The 18,232-nt window shown below is 62.2% G+C and carries 19 protein-coding genes, 1 tRNA gene and 1 pseudogene; 2 read left to right on the forward strand and 19 right to left on the reverse strand.

Translation table 11 applies throughout. The annotated features are described in order from the left end of the window. Positions 1-42: 42 nt before the first annotated feature. A complete protein-coding gene (locus VMP31_RS15750; protein ID WP_325508649.1) occupies positions 43-339 on the reverse strand; it encodes a chorismate mutase in 297 nt (98 codons plus the stop codon). A 253-nt stretch (positions 340-592) separates the two neighbouring features. Continuing rightward, positions 593-1,219 carry a carbonate dehydratase gene (can, locus tag VMP31_RS15755; protein WP_325508650.1) on the reverse strand — a complete coding sequence of 209 codons (627 nt, stop codon included), beginning with the start codon at positions 1,217-1,219 and terminating at the stop codon, positions 593-595. A 195-nt stretch (positions 1,220-1,414) separates the two neighbouring features. Here can and VMP31_RS15760 point away from each other — a divergent pair, with 195 nt between their 5' ends. Beyond that, positions 1,415-2,092, forward strand: coding sequence for a Crp/Fnr family transcriptional regulator (locus VMP31_RS15760; RefSeq protein WP_325508651.1), 678 nt, complete (start codon positions 1,415-1,417; stop codon positions 2,090-2,092). 85 nt (positions 2,093-2,177) lie between these two features. Here the strand turns inward: VMP31_RS15760 and VMP31_RS23425 are convergent, their stop codons facing one another. The 9 genes and pseudogenes from VMP31_RS23425 to norR all read right to left on the reverse strand — a co-directional run bounded on the left by VMP31_RS23425 (position 2,178) and on the right by norR (position 11,526). Beyond that, positions 2,178-3,026, reverse strand: coding sequence for a methyl-accepting chemotaxis protein (locus VMP31_RS23425; protein WP_414705465.1), 849 nt, complete (start codon positions 3,024-3,026; stop codon positions 2,178-2,180). Between the two features lie 18 nt (positions 3,027-3,044). Then, positions 3,045-3,773, reverse strand: a pseudogene (locus VMP31_RS23430) (type IV pili methyl-accepting chemotaxis transducer N-terminal domain-containing protein); the annotation flags it as partial. Between the two features lie 97 nt (positions 3,774-3,870). Beyond that, positions 3,871-4,371 carry a ubiquinone anaerobic biosynthesis accessory factor UbiT gene (ubiT, locus tag VMP31_RS15770; RefSeq protein WP_325508653.1) on the reverse strand — a complete coding sequence of 167 codons (501 nt, stop codon included), beginning with the start codon at positions 4,369-4,371 and terminating at the stop codon, positions 3,871-3,873. Then, positions 4,368-5,255 carry a U32 family peptidase gene (locus VMP31_RS15775; protein ID WP_325508654.1) on the reverse strand — a complete coding sequence of 296 codons (888 nt, stop codon included), beginning with the start codon at positions 5,253-5,255 and terminating at the stop codon, positions 4,368-4,370. Before VMP31_RS15775 ends, ubiT begins: the two co-directional genes overlap by 4 nt. Positions 5,256-5,265: 10 nt before the next feature. Continuing rightward, positions 5,266-6,261 carry a ubiquinone anaerobic biosynthesis protein UbiU gene (gene ubiU / locus VMP31_RS15780; protein ID WP_325508655.1) on the reverse strand — a complete coding sequence of 332 codons (996 nt, stop codon included), beginning with the start codon at positions 6,259-6,261 and terminating at the stop codon, positions 5,266-5,268. 248 nt (positions 6,262-6,509) lie between these two features. Next, positions 6,510-7,742, reverse strand: coding sequence for a gephyrin-like molybdotransferase Glp (gene glp, locus VMP31_RS15785; RefSeq protein ID WP_325508656.1), 1,233 nt, complete (start codon positions 7,740-7,742; stop codon positions 6,510-6,512). Continuing rightward, on the reverse strand, positions 7,739-8,296 hold the full coding sequence (gene moaB, locus VMP31_RS15790) for a molybdenum cofactor biosynthesis protein B (RefSeq protein ID WP_325508657.1): 558 nt from the start codon (positions 8,294-8,296) through the stop codon (positions 7,739-7,741). The genes glp and moaB overlap by 4 nt, the downstream gene beginning before the upstream one ends. Before the next feature lie 182 nt (positions 8,297-8,478). Beyond that, positions 8,479-9,837 (reverse strand): coproporphyrinogen III oxidase, encoded by a 1,359-nt coding sequence (locus tag VMP31_RS15795; RefSeq protein WP_325508658.1) that lies wholly within the window; start codon positions 9,835-9,837, stop codon positions 8,479-8,481. A gap of 159 nt (positions 9,838-9,996) precedes the next feature. Further along, positions 9,997-11,526, reverse strand: coding sequence for a nitric oxide reductase transcriptional regulator NorR (gene norR, locus VMP31_RS15800; RefSeq protein ID WP_325508659.1), 1,530 nt, complete (start codon positions 11,524-11,526; stop codon positions 9,997-9,999). Between the two features lie 148 nt (positions 11,527-11,674). Here norR and ytfE point away from each other — a divergent pair, with 148 nt between their 5' ends. Continuing rightward, positions 11,675-12,340, forward strand: a complete 666-nt coding sequence (gene ytfE / locus VMP31_RS15805; protein ID WP_325508660.1) for an iron-sulfur cluster repair protein YtfE — start codon at positions 11,675-11,677, stop codon at positions 12,338-12,340. A 367-nt stretch (positions 12,341-12,707) separates the two neighbouring features. Here the strand turns inward: ytfE and VMP31_RS15810 are convergent. The 8 genes from VMP31_RS15810 to infC form a co-directional block, all read right to left on the reverse strand. Beyond that, positions 12,708-12,784 (reverse strand) — tRNA-Pro (locus VMP31_RS15810). Positions 12,785-12,874: 90 nt separating this feature from the next. Next, entirely contained in the window at positions 12,875-13,231 is a 357-nt protein-coding gene (locus tag VMP31_RS15815; RefSeq protein WP_325508661.1) for a MerR family transcriptional regulator, read from the reverse strand. Beyond that, positions 13,212-13,514 (reverse strand): integration host factor subunit alpha, encoded by a 303-nt coding sequence (gene ihfA, locus VMP31_RS15820; RefSeq protein ID WP_003243414.1) that lies wholly within the window; start codon positions 13,512-13,514, stop codon positions 13,212-13,214. The genes VMP31_RS15815 and ihfA overlap by 20 nt, the downstream gene beginning before the upstream one ends. A 3-nt stretch (positions 13,515-13,517) precedes the next feature. Beyond that, positions 13,518-15,896 carry a phenylalanine--tRNA ligase subunit beta gene (gene pheT, locus VMP31_RS15825; protein WP_325508662.1) on the reverse strand — a complete coding sequence of 793 codons (2,379 nt, stop codon included), beginning with the start codon at positions 15,894-15,896 and terminating at the stop codon, positions 13,518-13,520. 37 nt (positions 15,897-15,933) lie between these two features. Continuing rightward, on the reverse strand, positions 15,934-16,950 hold the full coding sequence (gene pheS / locus VMP31_RS15830; RefSeq protein ID WP_325508663.1) for a phenylalanine--tRNA ligase subunit alpha: 1,017 nt from the start codon (positions 16,948-16,950) through the stop codon (positions 15,934-15,936). A gap of 95 nt (positions 16,951-17,045) precedes the next feature. Further along, positions 17,046-17,402, reverse strand: a complete 357-nt coding sequence (gene rplT, locus VMP31_RS15835) for a 50S ribosomal protein L20 (protein WP_090505586.1) — start codon at positions 17,400-17,402, stop codon at positions 17,046-17,048. Positions 17,403-17,428: 26 nt separating this feature from the next. Next, positions 17,429-17,623, reverse strand: coding sequence for a 50S ribosomal protein L35 (gene rpmI / locus VMP31_RS15840; RefSeq protein WP_079202156.1), 195 nt, complete (start codon positions 17,621-17,623; stop codon positions 17,429-17,431). A 60-nt stretch (positions 17,624-17,683) separates the two neighbouring features. Beyond that, positions 17,684-18,217: a translation initiation factor IF-3 gene (gene infC / locus VMP31_RS15845; RefSeq protein ID WP_325508664.1), complete on the reverse strand. Its 534-nt coding sequence runs from the start codon at positions 18,215-18,217 to the stop codon at positions 17,684-17,686. Positions 18,218-18,232 lie beyond the last annotated feature (15 nt).

Below are 18,232 nucleotides of genomic sequence, written 5' to 3' on the forward strand. Positions count from 1 at the left end.
TAGCTCGTTGCGATGGGCGAGGCGAACGGCTTGGCGGGGATGTCAGGTTCCGTTAAGTACCGCATGCTCTTTAAGCTCCGCCTCAATAAAGGCCGATATCATCGCGCGGTAGACGCTTTCCACAACCGCTGGATTGGCCCCTTGCTCTTGTGCCAGTGCTGTTACTTTTGCAATAACCTGTTCCACCCGGTTGGGTGCCTTTACTTCGTCGGTGGTCTTTTTGAACGATGCCGCCTGCGTGACCAAAGCGCCTCGTTGTGCGAGTAACTCCACAATCTTTCGATCAATCTTGTCGATATTGTCGCGGACTTCATTAAGTGAGTTGCAGCTGACTTCCATGTGCACGTACTCCGGTTTTTATGTTACGCCTAATGTGTTGTCTCAGAATTATTGTTTCGATGACACCGGTTCGTAGGGTGCGCTGTGCGCACCAGGCACCCGGTTGTCAGTGGTGCGCACGTTACCCATGTATCCCGGCTGAACACACGGCGCACCCTACCCGGCCCCACGGGCATCGCGCTCTTGCTCCGTAGGATGTGCGGGCCCGCCTAGGTCGTGCGCACCAGGCGTTTACGACGGCTGCCGGGCCCGATCACTGATCGTAAAGAAAGCTGTCGTCGAGCTGATCCGCCCCGCTGACTGTTACGTCCAGGTCGTTGACCAGGCCATCGGTCAGCCCGTAGATCCAGCCGTGTACGGCCAGGGGTTGGCCGCGTTTCCAGGCGCTTTGCACGATGGTGGTGTGGCAGACGTTGCGTACCTGGCGCTGTACGTTTAGCTCGCACAGCAGGTTGACCTGCTGTTCCGCTTCCAGCCCGCAAAAACGTTCCAGGTTCTGGTGATAGAGCGCCTTGAGCGCGCGTAGCCAGTTGTCGATCAGCCCCAGGGCTTCATGGCCCAGGGCCGCGCGCACGCCGCCGCAGCCATAGTGGCCGCAGACGATTACCTGTTTGACCTGCAGCACATCCACCGCGTACTGCAGCACCGAGAGAAAATTCATGTCGGTGGCCACCACCATATTGGCCACGTTGCGGTGCACGAATAGCTCACCCGGCATCAGGCCGACTACCTCGTTGGCCGGTACCCGGCTGTCCGAGCAGCCGATCCAGAGGAACTCCGGCCGTTGCTGGCGGGCCAAGCGGGCAAAGAACTCCGGGTCTCTGGCGGTCAGCGATTCGGCCCAGAAGCGGTTATTGGCCAACAGTTGTTCTACGTCCATCGAAGCTCCCGATCTCCCCTGCGATGGCTAGGGCATGGCGCAGAATAGTCATGCTCCGCTCGGGGCAAAATTGTCGGCGGTCAAGAACCTGTCGGCCTGCCTCCTCTTCATCCCCCTGCCTCTAAAGAGGTAGTGCCGAGGAGGAATGTTGCCGCCCGGCGGGCACGCCTAAGATGGGGCCTACTGAGGTGACCCATGCTGAGCGACGTTACAACCCTTGCTATTCTGCGCGAGCACCAACTGTTCGACAGGCTACCCGACAGTGCTTTTCAGGAAGTCGGCAACCTGGCGAATCATCGACGCTTGCACAGCCTCGATATCCTCTTCCATCAGGGCGAACTGGCGGAGCGTTTCTACCTGCTGCTGGAGGGGCAGATCATCCTGACCCGCGTGCTGCCGGAAGGTAACGAAAAGCTGGTCGAGGTGATCCAGCCGGGGCAGATCTTTGCCGACTCCCTGCTGTTCTGCGATAGCCGTCACTATCCGGTCACCGCCAGCGCGCTGAAACCCAGCAGCCTGGTGAGCATTGATGGTGCCCACTATCGTCACCTGCTTGAAGGGCAACCGAGCATCTGCCTGAAACTGCTGGCCAGTTTCAGTAGCCGCCTGGACCAGCGCCTGGCTGAAATCGACACCCTGGCCGTGGCCAATGCCAGCCGCCGGGTGGTGCGTTTCCTCTGTCAGGAACAGGTGGCCGGCAATGGCCAGATCAAGCTCAGCGTGCCGAAACGGCTGATCGCCTCGCAGCTGGGGATCCAGCCGGAGACCTTCTCGCGCATTCTGCATCGGCTGATCGATGCCGGGCTGATCGCCATGGAGCAGCGCAACATCCGCATCATCAATACGCCCCGGCTGGCCAGCTACTACGAATAACAGAGGCCGCAGAATCGTCTGCCGCCTCTGCGATAGCGCCGCCTTGCTGTGATGGGCAGAGCTGCTCTGCCCCATCGTTCAGCCATCAATCCTGCAAACGGAAACGCCCGGTCAGCGACTGCAGCCCGTCCATGCTGCGGGTGATGGCCTGGCTGGTCGATGCGGTATCGCGGGTGGACACCGCCGCCTGATCGGCGACCCCGGCGATATGGGTCAGCGAGCGGTGCATGTCGTCGGCCACCTGGCACTGCTCCTCGGCCGCCGTGGCGATCTGGTTGGTCATGCCGCGGATGGTCTGCACCGCACCGACGATATTTTCCAGCGCACCCTGGGCGGCTTCGATCTGCTGCAAGGTGGCATCGCTGCCCCGCCGTGATTCGTCCATGGCCCGGCTGGCACGTCCGGTTTGCTGCTGCAGGCGGCCGATCAGCTCGCTGATCTCACCGGCAGAACTCTGGGTTCGCGCGGCCAGGCTGCGTACCTCGTCGGCGACCACGGCAAAGCCGCGGCCCTGTTCCCCTGCCCTGGCGGCTTCGATGGCGGCATTTAGGGCCAGCAGGTTGGTCTGGTCGGCAATCGCGCTGATCACTTCCAGCACCCGGCCGATTTCCTGACTGTCGGCGGCCAGTTGCAGCATCAGCTCGGACAGCCCCTCGACATGCCCGGACAGCTCGCGGATGGCGGTGACGGAACTGCGCATGACTTCACGCCCGTTGCCAGTCTCATTGTCTGCGGTATCGGCCGCCGTCGCCGCCGCCACGGTGCTGCGCGCAACCTCTTGGGCGGTGGCGAGCATTTCCTCCATGGCGGTGGCTACCTGGTCGATCTCGGCCTGCTGGCCGACCACGTTGCGCGCACTCTCGTCGGCCACCGCAGCCATATGACTGCAGTGGCCGTCGGCCTGATTGGCGGCCAGGCGCACCGCGCGAATCATGTCGCCGACCTGTTGCAACAGCCGGTTGTAGGCGTTGCCGATCTGGCCTAATTCGTTGTCGACATAGGCCACGGCCAATTGCTGGGAGAAGTCGCCCTGGCTGACCCGTTCGAGCCTACCGCGCAGTTCATCGAGCTGACGCATCAGCCAGCTCATCCCGGCCACCCGCCCGAGTATCACTAGCAGCAGGATGGCCAGGGTCGAGCCCAGCGCCACCCAGAGCTGCACCTTGGCGCTGTGGTTGGCTGCGGCTGACATCAATAGCACCACGTCGTTGCTCGCGGCGAGCAGGGCTTCCGAGTCGCTGGCCAGCGTTGGCAGCGCGGCACCGTCGCTCTGGGCCACAGCCAGCACCAGGGTGCGGTAACGGCTCCAGGCCTGATCGACCTGGCGCAGGCGCTCCTGGGCGGCCGGCAGTTCCACCGCGGCGATGCCCTGCCCCGGATCGCCCTGTACCAGCAGACGATGGGAGCGCTCGAAGCGTTGCAGGGTCGCCTCCAGGGTAGCCAGCGGCAAGGCCCCTTGCGCGACCAGCAGGCTTTCCTTGGCCATTTTCTGGCTGAGCATACGTTGCGCGCCGGCCATATCCAGTTGCCGGGCATCCTGATCGGAGGTGAACAGCACCCCGGCGGTGACTGCCGCGCAGAGAAAGATCAGGCTGTAGGAAAAGAAGAACTGGGTGTTGAGGGTGCGCAGGCCGAAACCGCGCAGTAGCCGCTGAATTCCGTGCGCCAAGGTGTCAGACATTTCGAGCCCTTTTGCATCATGCAGTTTGATTGATCATCATCAGAAGCTTTCCACATCATCGCAATCACACTTTAGGCGTAGTTGCTCAGTTGCTCGCTCACGCAACCGCCTCGGCCTTGTCCTGCGCCGGCGGTATTTCCACCGCCTCGCCGAGGGCACAGATCAACTGCCACAACCGTGGCGGCAAGCCGTCGGGGTCGAGGCTGTCGAGCAGGTTCTTGATGCCCAGGCCGAGGTCTGTGTCGCCCTCGATCATCAGGCGGCGGCGAAAAAACAGAGTGTCGGGGTCCTCCTGTCGGCTGGCCAGCAGGAGGAACTCGCGCCAGTTGCCGCGAATGCAGACATCCACCGGTGCCTCGGCGGCGATGCGCAGGCCACTCTGGTCGCGAGTCAGGCACCAGGCCAGCTGCAGATCGCTGATTTCCAGACGCAGCCAACGGCCCTGCAGCAGGTCGAATTCGCCCTCCGCCAGGGGCTCGGCAAACAGCCGGGCAATGACCTTTTCCAGCACCAGACGCTGCAGCGGGAACGGCACATGGCGGCCCAGTGGCAGGAGTGGCGGCGCGACCCGCATGGCCAAGCGGGCAAAGGTCTTCATAACACCACCTCGTCGCCGCGCAGCATGCCGGGGCGGCCATGCCAGTAACCGTTGCAGCCTTCCACCGCCAGAGGTGGCAGCGCGCCGCAGCGCACCGTATCGAAGGCCGCGATAACCCCGGCCATGCCCTCGGCGCGCGGACTGAGGCGCAGCAGGTCGGCACCGGCCGCAGCCAGCTGCGCATAGTCGGCGAGCAGGTTGTTGACCTTGGCCGACATGGTCTGGATGCCGTTGAGGGTAAACAAGGCCTCGCCCTCCTGGCTGTGCAGGACGATGCCTTCGGGGAAGCTCTCGCAGCAGATCTGGCAGTCGTCCTTGGGCCGGTTTTCCGCGCGGGCGGTAAAGCAGCGCGCCGAGTAGGCCAGGGGCAGATGCCCGTAGGCGAACAGCTCCACCTGCGGGCGCGCCAGACCGAGGCTATCGAGTTGCGCCAGGGTATTGCGGATCAGCGCGCCGGAGCATTCGACCGGCGGCACCCAGCGTTGCAGACCGCAGTCGATCAGCTCGGCCAGGGCATAGCCGTTGTACAGGTTGAGGGCGGGGCCGGCGACGAAGGGCAGCTTGCGCTCGCGCAGCAACTGCACCGCGCCCATATCGTTGGCCTCCACCAGCACTTCGCCGTTGTCGCACAGGCGCTTCAGGCTCGACAGCTCGGACGCCGCCTCAACCAGCGCCAGGCCCGAAAGCACCAATTCGGCGCGGGTGCATTCGCCCAGCTCGCGGGCCAGGCCGAGCCAGTCATCCAGGCCGAGGGCGCGGCGTTTGGAGCACACGGTTTCGCCCAGGTAGATGACATCGAGCGGCTGTTCGGCCATTTCGGCATAGAAATCCAGCAGCTTTTCGCGATTCCAGTAGAACAGGACGGGTCCCAGACTGAGTTTCATGATGATCTCCTCATTGCCAGGAACGGTGGTAGGCACCCAGGGTGGTCTGGCTGCCTTCGGACAGGCTGTCCAGTGCGCTGCGCCACTGCGGCTGCACCGTGTAGCTCTGCGGCGCACGGGCGTAAGCATCCAGCGCTGAGCGCCAGACCCGGGTGACCTGCTCGACATAGGCCGGGCTACGCTGACGCCCCTCGATTTTCACCGCACTGACGCCTATCGCGGCGAGCTGCGGGATCAGATCGAGGGTGTTGAGGCTGGTTGGCTCTTCCAGGGCATGGAAGCGCTGGCCATTGACCAAAAAGCGGCCCTTGCACAGGGTCGGGTAACCGGCCGACTCATCCTTGCCATAGCGGTCGATCAGCACGCCATTGAGGCGCGAGCTCAGCCCCTCGGCATCTTCCTGCCAGCGCACCGCCTTGGCCGGCGAACAGACGCCACACAGGTTGGGCGATTCGCCAGTGAGGTAGGAGGACAGATGGCAACGGCCCTCAGCCATGATGCACAGGCTGCCGAAGGCGAACACCTCGATCGGCACCGGACTCTTTTCCGCCACCTGACGTACCTGAGCCAGCGACAGCACCCGCGGCAGCACCGCGCGACGGATGCCGTAGCGCTGCTGATACAGCGCCAGGGCGGCGGCATTGGTCGCCGAGCCCTGTACCGACAGATGCAGGTTGAGCTCGGGATGGCGGCGGCTGGCATAGGCCAGCACCCCCGGGTCGGCAGCAATCAGGGCGTCGACGCCCAGCGCTGCGGCCTGGTCGACCGCACGCTGCCAGCGCGCCCAACCGTCGGGCTGGGCATAGGTATTGACCGCGATATAGAGCTGTCGGCCCTGCTGACGGATCAGCTGCAGGCCGCTTTCCAATTGCTTGTCGTCAAGGTTCAAGCCAGAGAAATGGCGGGCATTGGTGTCATCGCGAAAACCGACATAGACGGCGTCGGCACCCTGCCGAACTGCGGCCTTGAGAGCAGGCAAGCTACCTGCGGGACAAACCAGTTGCATGGAAACTCCTTCCGGGCGGAATACTGTCGGGCACTTTAGGAGGTGGCTCCGGGCTAGGCCTTGATCGCGGTCAACAAGCCCCGACTCGCAGGCCGTGGTTACTCGACGCCTGACTTGTAGGAGCCTGGGGGACGCCGAGTCCTTGCTGGCGATGCTTTTGATTTACAAAGATCGCCAGCAAGCTGGCTCCTACATTGTTTGCTGCGCGAGCGCAGCGTCGAAGGCAGGGCGGCCCGCTCCTACGTCAATCAGTGCAGCAGCGCACTAAACGGCAGGTAGTCGAGCAGATCGCCCTCCTCCAGGGTCTGGCCTATCTCGACCAGCGCCAGGCCGTCGGCCCAGCAGGCCGAAGTGAGCATGGCCGAGCCCTGCTGCGGGTGCAGGCACACGCGCAGCTGACCGTCCTGCTCCTGCAGCCGCGCCCGCAGGTACTGGCGGCGGCCGTTGATCTTGCGCCAGGCGAAGCCGGCCGGCAGGCGCAGCGGTTGCGGCACTACGTCCTGGCAACCCTGGGCGCGCAGCAGAAAGGGTCGCGCCACCACCAGCGCGGTGATCAAGGCCGCCGCCGGATTGCCCGGCAAACCGATCCAGGGTTTGCCGCCCACTTCGCCAAAGGCCAACGGCTTGCCCGGCTGGATCGCCAAGCGCCACAGGTGCAACTCGCCCAGCTCGCGGATCGCCTGCTTGAGGTGATCTTCCTCGCCGACCGATACGCCGCCGGAGGTGATCAGCATGTCCCACTCCGAGGCTGCCAGGCTCAGGGCATCGCGGCTGGCGGCCAGTTCGTCGGCCATGATTTCGTAATCGTGGACTTCCAGACCAAGGCTGCTCAGCACGCCCGCGAGGCTATAGCGGTTGGCGTTGTAAATTTGCCCGGGCTGCAGTGCCTCACCCGGCTCGCGCAGTTCATTACCGCTGCTGAGCAGGCCGACCCGCAAGCGCCGATAGACTGCCACCCGGTCAATGCCGAAGCTGGCCAGCAGGCCCAGTTCCTGAGGGCGCAGGCGCTGCCCGGCGTTCAACACCTGGGTACCGGCCGCCAGTTCCTCGCCACGCCGGCGCACGTGCTCGCCGCCCTGTACCGGCGGCAGCCACACTCGTCCCTCCTCGAGCCGGCATTGCTCCTGCATCACCACACTGTCGGCACCCGGCGGCAAGGGCGCGCCGGTGAAGATGCGCACCGCATGGCCAGCGGGCAAAACCTGCGCCGCCGCATCGCCAGCCGCGATCCGCCCGGCCAGTGGCAGACAACCCCCAATGGCTGGCAGATCGGCAGCGCGCAGGGCATAGCCGTCCATCGCACTGTTGTCCCAGGCGGGCACCGCGAACGGTGCATGCAGCGGCTCGGCCAGCACCCGACCGAGCGCCTGGCTCAGGGCGACCCGCTCCACGGGTGGCGGTGCGGGGGCGCGCGCCAGTAGTTCGGCGATGGCCTGGTCAACCGGCCGCAGATTGTTGCCGTCGCAGCCGCAGGCGCTCATGAGCGGGCTCCGCAAAGCGCGGCCTGCGGCTGATCGGCCAGGCGTTTGAGGTGGGCGACGAAGTTGCACGGGCCAGTACGACTGTCCAGTTGCTCGCGCAGGATCTTCTCCCAGGCCGTGCGGCAGGCGTTGGGCGAGCCGGGCAGGCAGCAGACCAGCACGCCATTGCTGATCCCGGCCACGGCACGTGACTGCAGGCTGGAGGTGCCGATCTCCGCCAGCGAGACCTGGCGGAACAGCTCGCCAAAACCATCGACCTGCTTGTCCAGCAGAGGAGCAACGGCTTGCGGAGTATTGTCCCGCGCGGTGAAACCGGTGCCGCCGGTGATCAGTACCACCTGCACCAGCGGGTCGGCGATCCAGGCACAGAGCCGCGCGCGGATCTGCCAGATATCGTCGCTCACCAGCGCCCGCTCGACCAGCGCATGGCCGGCCTCCTCCAGCCCCTCGATCAGGGTCTGCCCCGAGGTATCGGTCGCCAGAGTGCGGGTGTCACTAACGGTCAGAACGGCGATGCGTAATGCCTGGAATTCGGCGCGGGACAGATGAGCCATGCTGGAGGTCTCCATAAAATGTCTGGCCGCAGACTGCCCCGAGACGTCGCTACAGCCCATTCCTCGTTGGAGGTATGCCCCTGGGAGCAGATCCCCCTACCCGGGCCAAAAGCCCTTGCGCTCAGGGCCTGTAGCCGGTTTTACCGCGGCTGCGACCCAGGGTCGCAGCCACCTTGTGCCGACTAAACCGCCCGGGAAACGGATTGCGTACGCGGGGCACCGCTGTAGCGGTCGAACAACCGACACACCGAATGCACCAGCAAACGCCCGGCAGGAAGAATGGCGATGGCCGCCTCGTCGAGGCTGAGCAGGCCGTCACGCTGCATCTGCTCCAGGGCCGGCCAGGCATCGGCAAAATACTCGCGAAACACCACCCCGAAACGCGCCTCGATGCGCTGCATATCCAGGCCGAAGTCACAGATCAGGCGCTCGATTACTTCGCCGCGCAAACGGTCGTCAGGCCCGCAGCGAAAGCCGCGCCAGCAGGCCAACTGGCCTCTGTCGAGCTGGGCCTGATAGCCCTGAAGGTCGCGACTGTTCTGCACGTAAAGACCATCGAGCTGGCTGATGGCGGCGACGCCCAGGCCGATATGGTCGCAGCCCGCGTGCGGAGTGAAGCCCTGGCAATTGCGCTGCAAGCTGGCGTTTTCCTGGGCGATCACCAGGTCGTCATCCGCCAGGGCGAACAAGCCCATGCCGACATAGCGATAGCCCGCCAGGCTGAGCTGCTCGACGCATTGCCGCTGCATGGCCAGTTTGTCCGCACGGTCGGCCAGGCCGCTTGCGGCAAACCGCGCCAGTGGCCGATAGCGCTGCGGCGGCTCGGCATAGTCAAAGACCGTCACCCGGTTCGGCTGCAGCTCGATAATGGCCGCCACCTTGCGCGCAAAACTTGCCCGGGTTTGCCAGGCACGGCCATAGCCGATGTCGATATTCACCGAGCGATAGTTGAGCGTGCGGGCGGCATCGATCAGCGAGCGAATTTTCCGCGGATCCTGCCAGACCAGCGCGGTGCCAGTAACCGCGGCGATATCAGGCACGCCAATACTGACGTGGTTGAAGCCCAGCTCACGCAGCCGGCCCATGGTCGCCCAATCCGAATGGGGCAACTGGATATCGATGCTGTAGTCACCCTCGTCGTAATCGAGAAGATTGCAGCGCTGGCGCAGATGTGTGATCAACCTGCGCAACTGCTCGGCGCTGGGCGTACTGCCGCCCGCCAGGTGAAACTGCTCGACGCGCTGCTGCGGCCCCAGGTGGCAGCCGATCATGTCGATCTCCCGCTCCAGGCGTTCCAGATAGGCGGCGAAAGCCCTTGGCGAACAACTTGCGCGCTGCTGGCCGAAGGCGCGGTTGATCGGCAACTGCACCGCAAGCGATAGCGCGCGCTGGGCCTGCCGACTGCCCCGCAAGGCGCGCAGCAGATCCAGCGAACCAATACCGCGATGAAAGGCTGTGGTCTCGGGGTAGCAGCCATGGCTGACATCGCCATGGGCGTAGCGACCGAGCAGCTTGCTGTCCCAACTGATGGCTTCCCGCATCGGGCTCTCCCCCTTATGACCGCGAGCAGCAGTGTCGGGGTATTGCCGGCAAACCTCATTGACCTGAATCAACCGCGGGGAAAGCCGCGTGCGCGGGACGCTCCGCTTCGCTTAGGCCATCCCAACCCGTAGGAGCGGCCGCAATGGCACCTGGGCCCATCACTTCAAGCGCAAACGCCGCGCCAGTTTGTGCAGGTTACTTGGGTCGAGGTCGAGCAGGCGCGCTGCGCTGGCCCAGTTATCGGCGCACAACTCCAGGGCTTGCAGGATGCTCTGGCGCTGACAGGCTTCGACGGCCTCGCGCATCGAACAGGCCGCAGGCACAGGCGCGCCCTGCTGCTCCAACTGCGCGCTGGCAGCGGGCCGGTGCCCCCCGCTGTCGAGGTCGAGGAGGTCCGGCTCCAGGGTCAGAATCTGCGTGCGGCTGGCACCGCGGCTAAGCAGTTTGAGGGCTGCGCGGCTGATCACATGCTCCAGTTCGCGCACATTGCCCGGCCAGGAATAAACCAACATGGCGCGCTCTGCCGCGGGTGACAGGCGCATGCTGCGCAAGCCCAGGCGCGCGCGATTGAGTTCGAGAAAGTGCCCGGCCAGCATCAGCACGTCGTCGCCGCGCTCGCGCAAGGGCGGAATCGGCACCGGGTACACCGACAGCCGATGATAGAGGTCGGCGCGGAAGAGCCCGTCGCGAATGCTGTCCGGCAGGTGGCGATTGGTCGCGGCGATAATGCGCACGTCGACATGCAGCGGTTTGTCCGCGCCCAGACGCTGGATCTCGCCATTCTGCAGGGTGCGCAACAGCTTGGCCTGCACGCTGAGGGGTAGTTCGCCCACCTCGTCGAGCAGCAGGGTGCCGCCATTGGCCGCATCGAAGCGCCCAGGACGATCGCTGGTGGCACCGGAGAATGCTCCTTTGACATGGCCAAACAGTTCGCTTTCGGCCAACGACTCGGGCAATGCCGCGCAGTTGACCTGAATCAGCGGCTTGTTGCGCCGCCGCGACAGACGATGCAGGTGACGGGCGAAGAGTTCCTTGCCCACTCCGGTTTCGCCCAGCAATAGCACCGGCAATTCCGAGTCGGCTACCACCTCCAACTCGCTCAGCAGTTGGTGGATGGCCTGGCTATGGCCGAGGATTTCGCTTTCCTCGGTGACCAGGGCGGCCGTCTGCACATCGCTACGGGCCAGGCGCAGGCTGCGGTTTTCCTGCTCTAGGCGAGTCACCCGCACCGCCGCTTCGATCATCAGCACGTAGCGCTGCAGATCACGTCGGGCATTGCTGTCGAAAGTGCCGGCATGCAGGGCATCGAGGGTCAGCGCGCCCCACTGCAGGCCCTCGACGTACAGGCTCACGCCCATACAGTCATGCACCGGCAAGGGCTCGCCGACATGCGCGTCGAGCAGGCCGTCATAGGGGTCAGGCAGGCGACTATCGGGCTCGAACCAGGTCGGCTCGCGGGAGGCCATGATCGCCGCCAGCCGCGGGTGCTGGGCAATCACAAAACGCCGGCCCAGCGCTTCATGCACCAGGCCCACGGCCGCCAGGGGGCGCAGACTGTCGCCATCCAGACGCAACAGCCCCACCGCGCCACAATTGAAGTGTTCACGCAGGGTATGCACCAGACGCTGCAGGCGCACGGCATTGGGCAGCTCGGTGATCAAATCGGCGAGCAGGGTACTTTCCATCATGGTATTTATCACCCTTTTTGGTTGATCGAACCCTAACAGATCAGGGTTCGATCAACCACGCGCAGAATAAATACCTTTGTTTTCAAGCGATTGATCCTGGCACGGGTACTGCTATTGAGCCTGGAGTCCCCCATTCAAGGAAATCGCCATGAGTTCGACCCTTCTCGACCAGCCCCTTGGCAACCTGGCCTGCGAGATACCCGGTGCCACCCGGCTATTTCACGCCTTCAATCTCGACTTCTGCTGCGGCGGGCACAAGAGCCTGCGCGAGGCGGCGGCCATGCGCGGTATCGAGCCCGAAGAAATCGCCGCCCAGCTGGATAGCCTGCGGGCCAGAGGCAGTTCGCAGCTGGACTGGCGCGCGGAACCCAGTGCGCGCTTGATCGAACATATCCTCAAGCGCTACCACACCCGTCACCGCGAGCAACTGCCGGAACTGATCCGCCTGGCCTGCCGGGTGGAACAGGTCCATGGCGAGCGTCGCGATTGCCCGAACGGCCTGGCCGACCTGTTGCGCGATATGCAGCAGGAACTGGAGAGCCACATGCTCAAGGAGGAACAGATCCTCTTCCCCATGCTTCTGAGCGGTTGCGCCAAGCAGGCCAGTGCTCCGATTGCGATGATGCGTTTTGAGCACGACCACCATGGCCTGGCACTGAGGCAGATGGAGGCCCTGACCCATGGACTCACCCCACCGGAAGACGCCTGCAATACCTGGCGTGCGCTGTACCGCGGGCTGAATGAACTGCACGATGACCTGATGCAGCATATTCATCTGGAAAACAACGTGCTGTTCGTCGCCGACCCGGCTTAACCGCCTACACCCAGGCCTACCGGCCTGGGGCTGCAGTCAGAAGCAGTAATTGAGAGCCACACCGAGGCTGTGCCTATTGCCGAAAAAGAAACTCGGCATCAGTGGGCGACCGGCATGGTCAACCCGGCACGGGCGTTCATGCCCTGGAACATGGACGCCTCATCGAAAGCGGCGCGCACATATGGGCCATGATCTCGCTGTATAAGACATTCCGGCGGATCGACGTTCGGATGAACGGCTCGGCATGGAAGCAAGCCTGGGACCGGCGCTGACAACACAGAGTAAGAGAGCAGGATGAAAACCCCGCAAAAGTCCCTGACACAAAAAAGCCCGGTCATCACTGACCAGGCTTTAATGTAGGAATATATGGTCGGGACGGAGTGATTCGAACACTCGACCCCTAGCACCCCATGCTAGTGCGCTACCGGACTGCGCTACGCCCCGACTAGGCGTGAAGCTATTTTCGTATGACCGAAAACGACGCGAACTATACATTAAGCTTCTGATAAATGGAAACTTTTTTGATTGGTCACGTTACTTGCGGAGCACGACCAGAACATCTTCCAGCTCAGTAATCATCTGCCGGATCAACTGCTTGTACTGGGTCGTATCATCCTTGGCTTCATCACCGGAAAGACGCTGACGCGCACCGCCGATGGTAAAGCCTTGGTCATACAGCAAGGCGCGGATCTGACGAATCATCAGCACATCCTGGCGCTGATAGTAACGTCTGTTGCCGCGTCGCTTGACGGGGTTGAGCTGAGGAAACTCCTGCTCCCAATACCGCAGAACATGCGGCTTGACCGCGCAGAGTTCACTCACCTCACCTATGGTGAAATACCGTTTGCCAGGTATGGCCGGTAATTCGTCGTTATGACTTGGTTCCAGCATAGGCTTCAACCCTGGCTTTAAGTTTCTGGCCTGGACGGAAAGTCACCACACGGCGGGCCGTGATAGGGATTTCCTCTCCCGTTTTTGGATTACGACCGGGGCGCTGACGCTTATCGCGCAGATCAAAGTTGCCGAACCCCGAGAGCTTGACCTGTTCGTTGAGCTCCAGCGCTTGGCGGATCTCCTCGAAGAACAGTTCCACCAACTCCTTGGCTTCCCGTTTATTCAGGCCCAGCTCTTCATACAGACGTTCCGCCATTTCAGCTTTCGTCAGAGCCCCCATACGCTACTTCCTTAACGTGGCGTTGAACCTTTGTTCCAGGGAGGTGAGAATATTTTGCGTTGTGGTACTCACCTCATCGTCATTAAGAGTGCGCGATGGATGCTGCCAGGTCAAGCCAACGGCAAGGCTTTTTCTATGAGGATCAATACCTTTACCGTGATATACGTCAAATAGCTTGAGGTCGGTCAGCCACTCGCCCGCAGACTCGCGTATAGCCGCGAGCAATGCCGAGGCCGGTACATCCCGATCGGCCAGCAAAGCCAGGTCACGGCGCACCTCTGGGAAGCGCGACAATTCCTTGAATGCCGGCATGCGGCCCTGAGCGATTTCAGCCAGGACCAGCTCGAACATAAATACCGGCTGATCAAGGCCAAGCGCCTTGGCCAGCTCCGGATGCATGGCCCCCATAAACCCGACCAGGCGACCCTCGCGCTCGATGCGCGCCGTCTGTCCTGGATGCAAGGCTGGGTGCTCGCCCGGAACGAAGCTGAAGCTATCAGCCGCCCCCGCACTGGCTAGAAGCGCCTCGACATCGGCCTTCAGATCATAGAAGTCGACGTCATCGCGGCCATGGGCCCAGCTCTCTGGCAGACGCGCGCCACACAGCACACCCGCCAGCATCGGCTCCTGCTGCAAACCCTCTAACTGACCAACGAAGCGCAGACCGCTTTCGAACAGACGCACCCGCGGCTGCTGGCGATTGAGGTTGTGCTCCAGGGCCTTGACCAGCCCCGGCCAGAGCGACGAGCGCATGGCCGCCATATCGGCAGAGATCGGGTTGGCCAGCATCAGCGGCTCAACGCCAGGATTGAACAGCTCGAACAACTTGGGATCGATAAAGCTGTAGGTGATCGCCTCTTGATAGCCCCGTGCAACCAGCAAACGACGCAACGCCGGCAACTCGACAGCGGCTTCCGCCTTGGCTTGAGGTGCCAGTCGCGCCTGCGGGTAACGCACCGGCAAGCGGTTATAACCGTACAAGCGCGCCAGCTCTTCGATCAGATCGACTTCGATGCTGATATCGAAACGGTGGCTGGGCACACTCACCTGCCACTGCCCTTCTCCACTGGCGCTGACGCCCAGGCCCAGACCGAGCAACAAGCGCACGACCTCGGCCTCATCCATTTTCAGACCGAGCATCTGCTCGATACGCTCGGCACGCAGGGTCACTGGCGCAACGCTTGGCAACTGCTGCTGATCGACCACCTCGATAATCGGGCCAGCTTCGCCGCCAACGATTTCTAACAGCAGAGCGGTAGCCCGCTCCATGGCCTCGCGCGCCAGCTGCCAATCCACACCACGCTCGAAACGATGCGAGGAATCGGTGTGCAGACCATAGGAGCGGGCCTTGCCGGCAATGGCAATGGTGTCGAAGAAAGCGCTTTCGAGGAACAGGTCGCGGGTCTTGTCGCTCACACCGCTATGCTCGCCACCCATGACGCCAGCAATCGCCAAAGCGCGAGTGTGGTCAGCGATAACCAGGGTATCAGCACGCAGGCTGACTTCCTGACCATCGAGCAACACCAACTTCTCGCCCTCCTCGGCCATACGCACACGAATGCCGCCATTGATCTCAGCGAGATCGAAGGCATGCATCGGCTGGCCCAGTTCGAGCATTACATAGTTGGTGATATCCACCGCGGCATCAATGCTACGCACATCGGCGCGGCGCAGACGCTCGACCATCCACAACGGCGTCGGCTTGGATAAATCAACATTGCGCACCACGCGGCCGAGATAACGCGGGCAAGCTTGCGCAGCCAGCACCTCGACCGGACGCACTTCATCGTGGCTCGGCGTAACCGCGACAATCTCAGGGCGACTTACCGGCGCGTCGTACAGGGCACCGACTTCACGGGCCAAACCAGCCAGGGACAGACAGTCGCCGCGGTTCGGAGTCAGATCGACCTCGATGCTGGCATCGTTCAGATCGAGATAAGCCCGGATATCCTGGCCAACAGGCGCATCGGCCGGCAGCTCCATCAGGCCATCGTTTTCGTCACTGATCTGCAGCTCGGAGGCCGAGCACAGCATGCCGTTGGACTCGACGCCACGCAGCTTGGCCTTCTTGATCTTGAAGTCGCCCGGCAGCTCGGCACCGATCATGGCAAAGGGAATCTTCAAGCCGGGGCGCACATTCGGCGCGCCGCACACAACCTGAAAGGTTTCCGCGCCGCTGCTGACCTGGCACACGCGCAATTTGTCAGCATCTGGATGCTGTTCGGTGCTCAGCACCTCGCCCACCATCACACCACTGAAAATGCCCGCAGCCGGGGTCACGCTATCAACTTCCAGGCCCGCCATGGAAAGGCGTGCCACCAGCTCGTCACGGGAAACCTGCGGGTTTACCCAGCTACGCAGCCATTGTTCACTGAATTTCATCCTGCTCTCCTCAACAATTCGATTGGGTCATGCGGCTCTAGCGAAATTGCGCCAGGAATCGCAGGTCGTTATCGAAGAACAGACGTAAGTCGTTGACGCCATAACGCAACATCGCCAAGCGCTCGACGCCCATACCGAAGGCAAAGCCGGAATACTTCTCGGGGTCGATACCGGACATGCGCAGCACGTTCGGATGGACCATGCCGCAGCCCATGACTTCCAGCCAGCCAGTCTGCTTGCACACGCGGCAACCTTTACCGCTGCACATCACGCACTGCATATCGACTTCGGCCGAAGGCTCGGTGAAGGGGAAGAAAGATGGACGGAAGCGCACACCCAGGGGCTTCTCGAAGAACACCCGAAGGAACTCCTCGATGGTGCCCTTGAGGTCGGCAAAGCTGACGTTCTCGTCGACCAGCAGGCCTTCGACCTGGTGGAACATCGGCGAGTGGGTGATATCGGAATCGCAGCGGTACACACGACCCGGGCAAACGATGCGGATCGGCGGCTGCTGGGATTCCATGGTGCGCACCTGTACCGGCGAGGTGTGGGTGCGCAGCAACATGTTTGCATTGAAGTAGAAGGTGTCATGCATCGCCCGGGCCGGGTGGTGGCCAGGGATATTGAGGGCTTCAAAGTTGTGGTAGTCGTTTTCCACTTCGGGGCCTTCGGCGATGCCGTAGCCGATCCGGGTGAAAAACTGCTCGACGCGCTCCAGAGTCCGGGTAACCGGGTGCAGGCCGCCAGAAGTCTGGCCGCGCCCAGGCAGGGTTACATCAATGCGCTCGGCTGCCAGCTTGGCACTCAATGCAGCCCCTTCAAGGGTCGCCTTGCGGCTGTTCAGGGCTTCCTGAACCTTATCCTTGGCGGCATTGATCAGGGCACCGGCTTGCGGACGCTCTTCCGCCGACAGGTTGCCCAGGGTCTTCATCACCTGAGTCAACTCGCCTTTCTTGCCCAGATAGTGAACCCGCAACTGCTCGAGGGCATTCACATCGTCGGTGTGGCTAACGGCCTCAAGCGCTTGCGAGACCAGCACATCCAGATTTTCCATTTACAGACTCCAGATACGAAATAGGGGAAGAGCTTGAAGGCTCTTCCCCTATTGGTGACGTTCAACACCGGGCGAGCCCGGTGATTGTCGGGGACTTAAGCCAGTACGGCTTTCGCTTTCTCGACAATCGCAGCAAACGCCGCTTTTTCGTTCACTGCCAGATCAGCCAATACCTTACGGTCGATCTCGATGGACGCTTTTTTCAGGCCGGCAATGAAACGGCTGTAGGACAGACCGTTAACACGAGCACCAGCGTTGATACGAGCGATCCACAGGGCGCGGAACTGACGCTTCCTTTGACGGCGGTCGCGGTAGGCGTACTGGCCTGCCTTGATCACAGCCTGCTTGGCAACGCGGAATACGCGCGAACGCGCACCGTAGTAGCCTTTAGCGAGTTTCAAAATCTTTTTGTGACGCTTGCGAGCGATAACGCCGCGCTTTACACGAGCCATGAGTAATTTCCTCTATCTTGACCGGATTATCGAACGCGCAGCATGCGCGCCACTTTTGCTACGTCGGACGGATGCACCATGGTGCTACCGCGCAGTTGACGCTTACGCTTAGTGGACATCTTGGTCAGGATGTGGCTCTTGAAAGCGTGCTTGTGCTTGAAACCGTTAGCGGTTTTGAGAAAACGCTTGGCTGCACCACTCTTAGTTTTCATCTTTGGCATGTTCGGATACTCCGCATTCAGTTGATAAACATAACCGCAAGGCCTGCCGTGCCCTGGTGGTTACTTCTTCTTTTTGGGGGCGATGACCATGATCAGCTGGCGTCCTTCCATCTTTGGATGCTGTTCAACGGAGCCGTATTCAAGCAGGTCATTTTCAACCCGCTTCAACAGCTCCATGCCCAGCTCCTGATGCGCCATCTCACGGCCGCGGAATCGAAGCGATACCTTGGCCCTGTCCCCATCACTAAGGAAACGTACCAGGTTGCGTAGTTTTACCTGGTAATCCCCTTCCTCCGTCCCTGGACGAAACTTGATTTCTTTAACCTGGATCTGCTTCTGGTTTTTCTTGGCTGCGGCAATCTGCTTCTTCTTTTCGAAGATCGACTTGCCGTAATCCATCAGCTTGCAAACAGGCGGTACTGCATCGGCGGAAATCTCCACCAGATCCAGCTTGGCCTCTTCGGCCTTAAGAAGCGCGTCTTCAATTGACACAATCCCGAGCTGCTCACCCTCTGCGCCAATTAACCGAACCTCGCGTGCCGAGATATTCTCGTTGATCGGGGCCTTCGGTGCAGCTCGCTTATCTTGTCTCATTTCACGCTTAATAAT

Source organism: Pseudomonas sp., from assembly GCF_035512415.1.
In the GTDB taxonomy this organism is placed as follows: domain Bacteria; phylum Pseudomonadota; class Gammaproteobacteria; order Pseudomonadales; family Pseudomonadaceae; genus Aquipseudomonas.

Excerpts from the sequence above, each read along its gene's own strand:
- VMP31_RS15750 (WP_325508649.1), bottom strand. The coding sequence starts at position 339 with ATGGAAGTCAGCTGCAACTCACTTAATGAAGTCCGCGACAATATCGAC.
- can (WP_325508650.1), bottom strand. The coding sequence starts at position 1,219 with ATGGACGTAGAACAACTGTTGGCCAATAACCGCTTCTGGGCCGAATCG.
- VMP31_RS15760 (WP_325508651.1), top strand. The coding sequence starts at position 1,415 with ATGCTGAGCGACGTTACAACCCTTGCTATTCTGCGCGAGCACCAACTG.
- VMP31_RS23425 (WP_414705465.1), bottom strand. The coding sequence starts at position 3,026 with ATGATTCGCGCGGTGCGCCTGGCCGCCAATCAGGCCGACGGCCACTGC.
- ubiT (WP_325508653.1), bottom strand. The coding sequence starts at position 4,371 with ATGAAGACCTTTGCCCGCTTGGCCATGCGGGTCGCGCCGCCACTCCTG.
- VMP31_RS15775 (WP_325508654.1), bottom strand. The coding sequence starts at position 5,255 with ATGAAACTCAGTCTGGGACCCGTCCTGTTCTACTGGAATCGCGAAAAG.
- ubiU (WP_325508655.1), bottom strand. The coding sequence starts at position 6,261 with ATGCAACTGGTTTGTCCCGCAGGTAGCTTGCCTGCTCTCAAGGCCGCA.
- glp (WP_325508656.1), bottom strand. The coding sequence starts at position 7,742 with ATGAGCGCCTGCGGCTGCGACGGCAACAATCTGCGGCCGGTTGACCAG.
- moaB (WP_325508657.1), bottom strand. The coding sequence starts at position 8,296 with ATGGCTCATCTGTCCCGCGCCGAATTCCAGGCATTACGCATCGCCGTT.
- VMP31_RS15795 (WP_325508658.1), bottom strand. The coding sequence starts at position 9,837 with ATGCGGGAAGCCATCAGTTGGGACAGCAAGCTGCTCGGTCGCTACGCC.
- norR (WP_325508659.1), bottom strand. The coding sequence starts at position 11,526 with ATGATGGAAAGTACCCTGCTCGCCGATTTGATCACCGAGCTGCCCAAT.
- ytfE (WP_325508660.1), top strand. The coding sequence starts at position 11,675 with ATGAGTTCGACCCTTCTCGACCAGCCCCTTGGCAACCTGGCCTGCGAG.
- VMP31_RS15815 (WP_325508661.1), bottom strand. The coding sequence starts at position 13,231 with ATGCTGGAACCAAGTCATAACGACGAATTACCGGCCATACCTGGCAAA.
- ihfA (WP_003243414.1), bottom strand. The coding sequence starts at position 13,514 with ATGGGGGCTCTGACGAAAGCTGAAATGGCGGAACGTCTGTATGAAGAG.
- pheT (WP_325508662.1), bottom strand. The coding sequence starts at position 15,896 with ATGAAATTCAGTGAACAATGGCTGCGTAGCTGGGTAAACCCGCAGGTT.
- pheS (WP_325508663.1), bottom strand. The coding sequence starts at position 16,950 with ATGGAAAATCTGGATGTGCTGGTCTCGCAAGCGCTTGAGGCCGTTAGC.
- rplT (WP_090505586.1), bottom strand. The coding sequence starts at position 17,402 with ATGGCTCGTGTAAAGCGCGGCGTTATCGCTCGCAAGCGTCACAAAAAG.
- rpmI (WP_079202156.1), bottom strand. The coding sequence starts at position 17,623 with ATGCCAAAGATGAAAACTAAGAGTGGTGCAGCCAAGCGTTTTCTCAAA.
- infC (WP_325508664.1), bottom strand. The coding sequence starts at position 18,217 with ATGAGACAAGATAAGCGAGCTGCACCGAAGGCCCCGATCAACGAGAAT.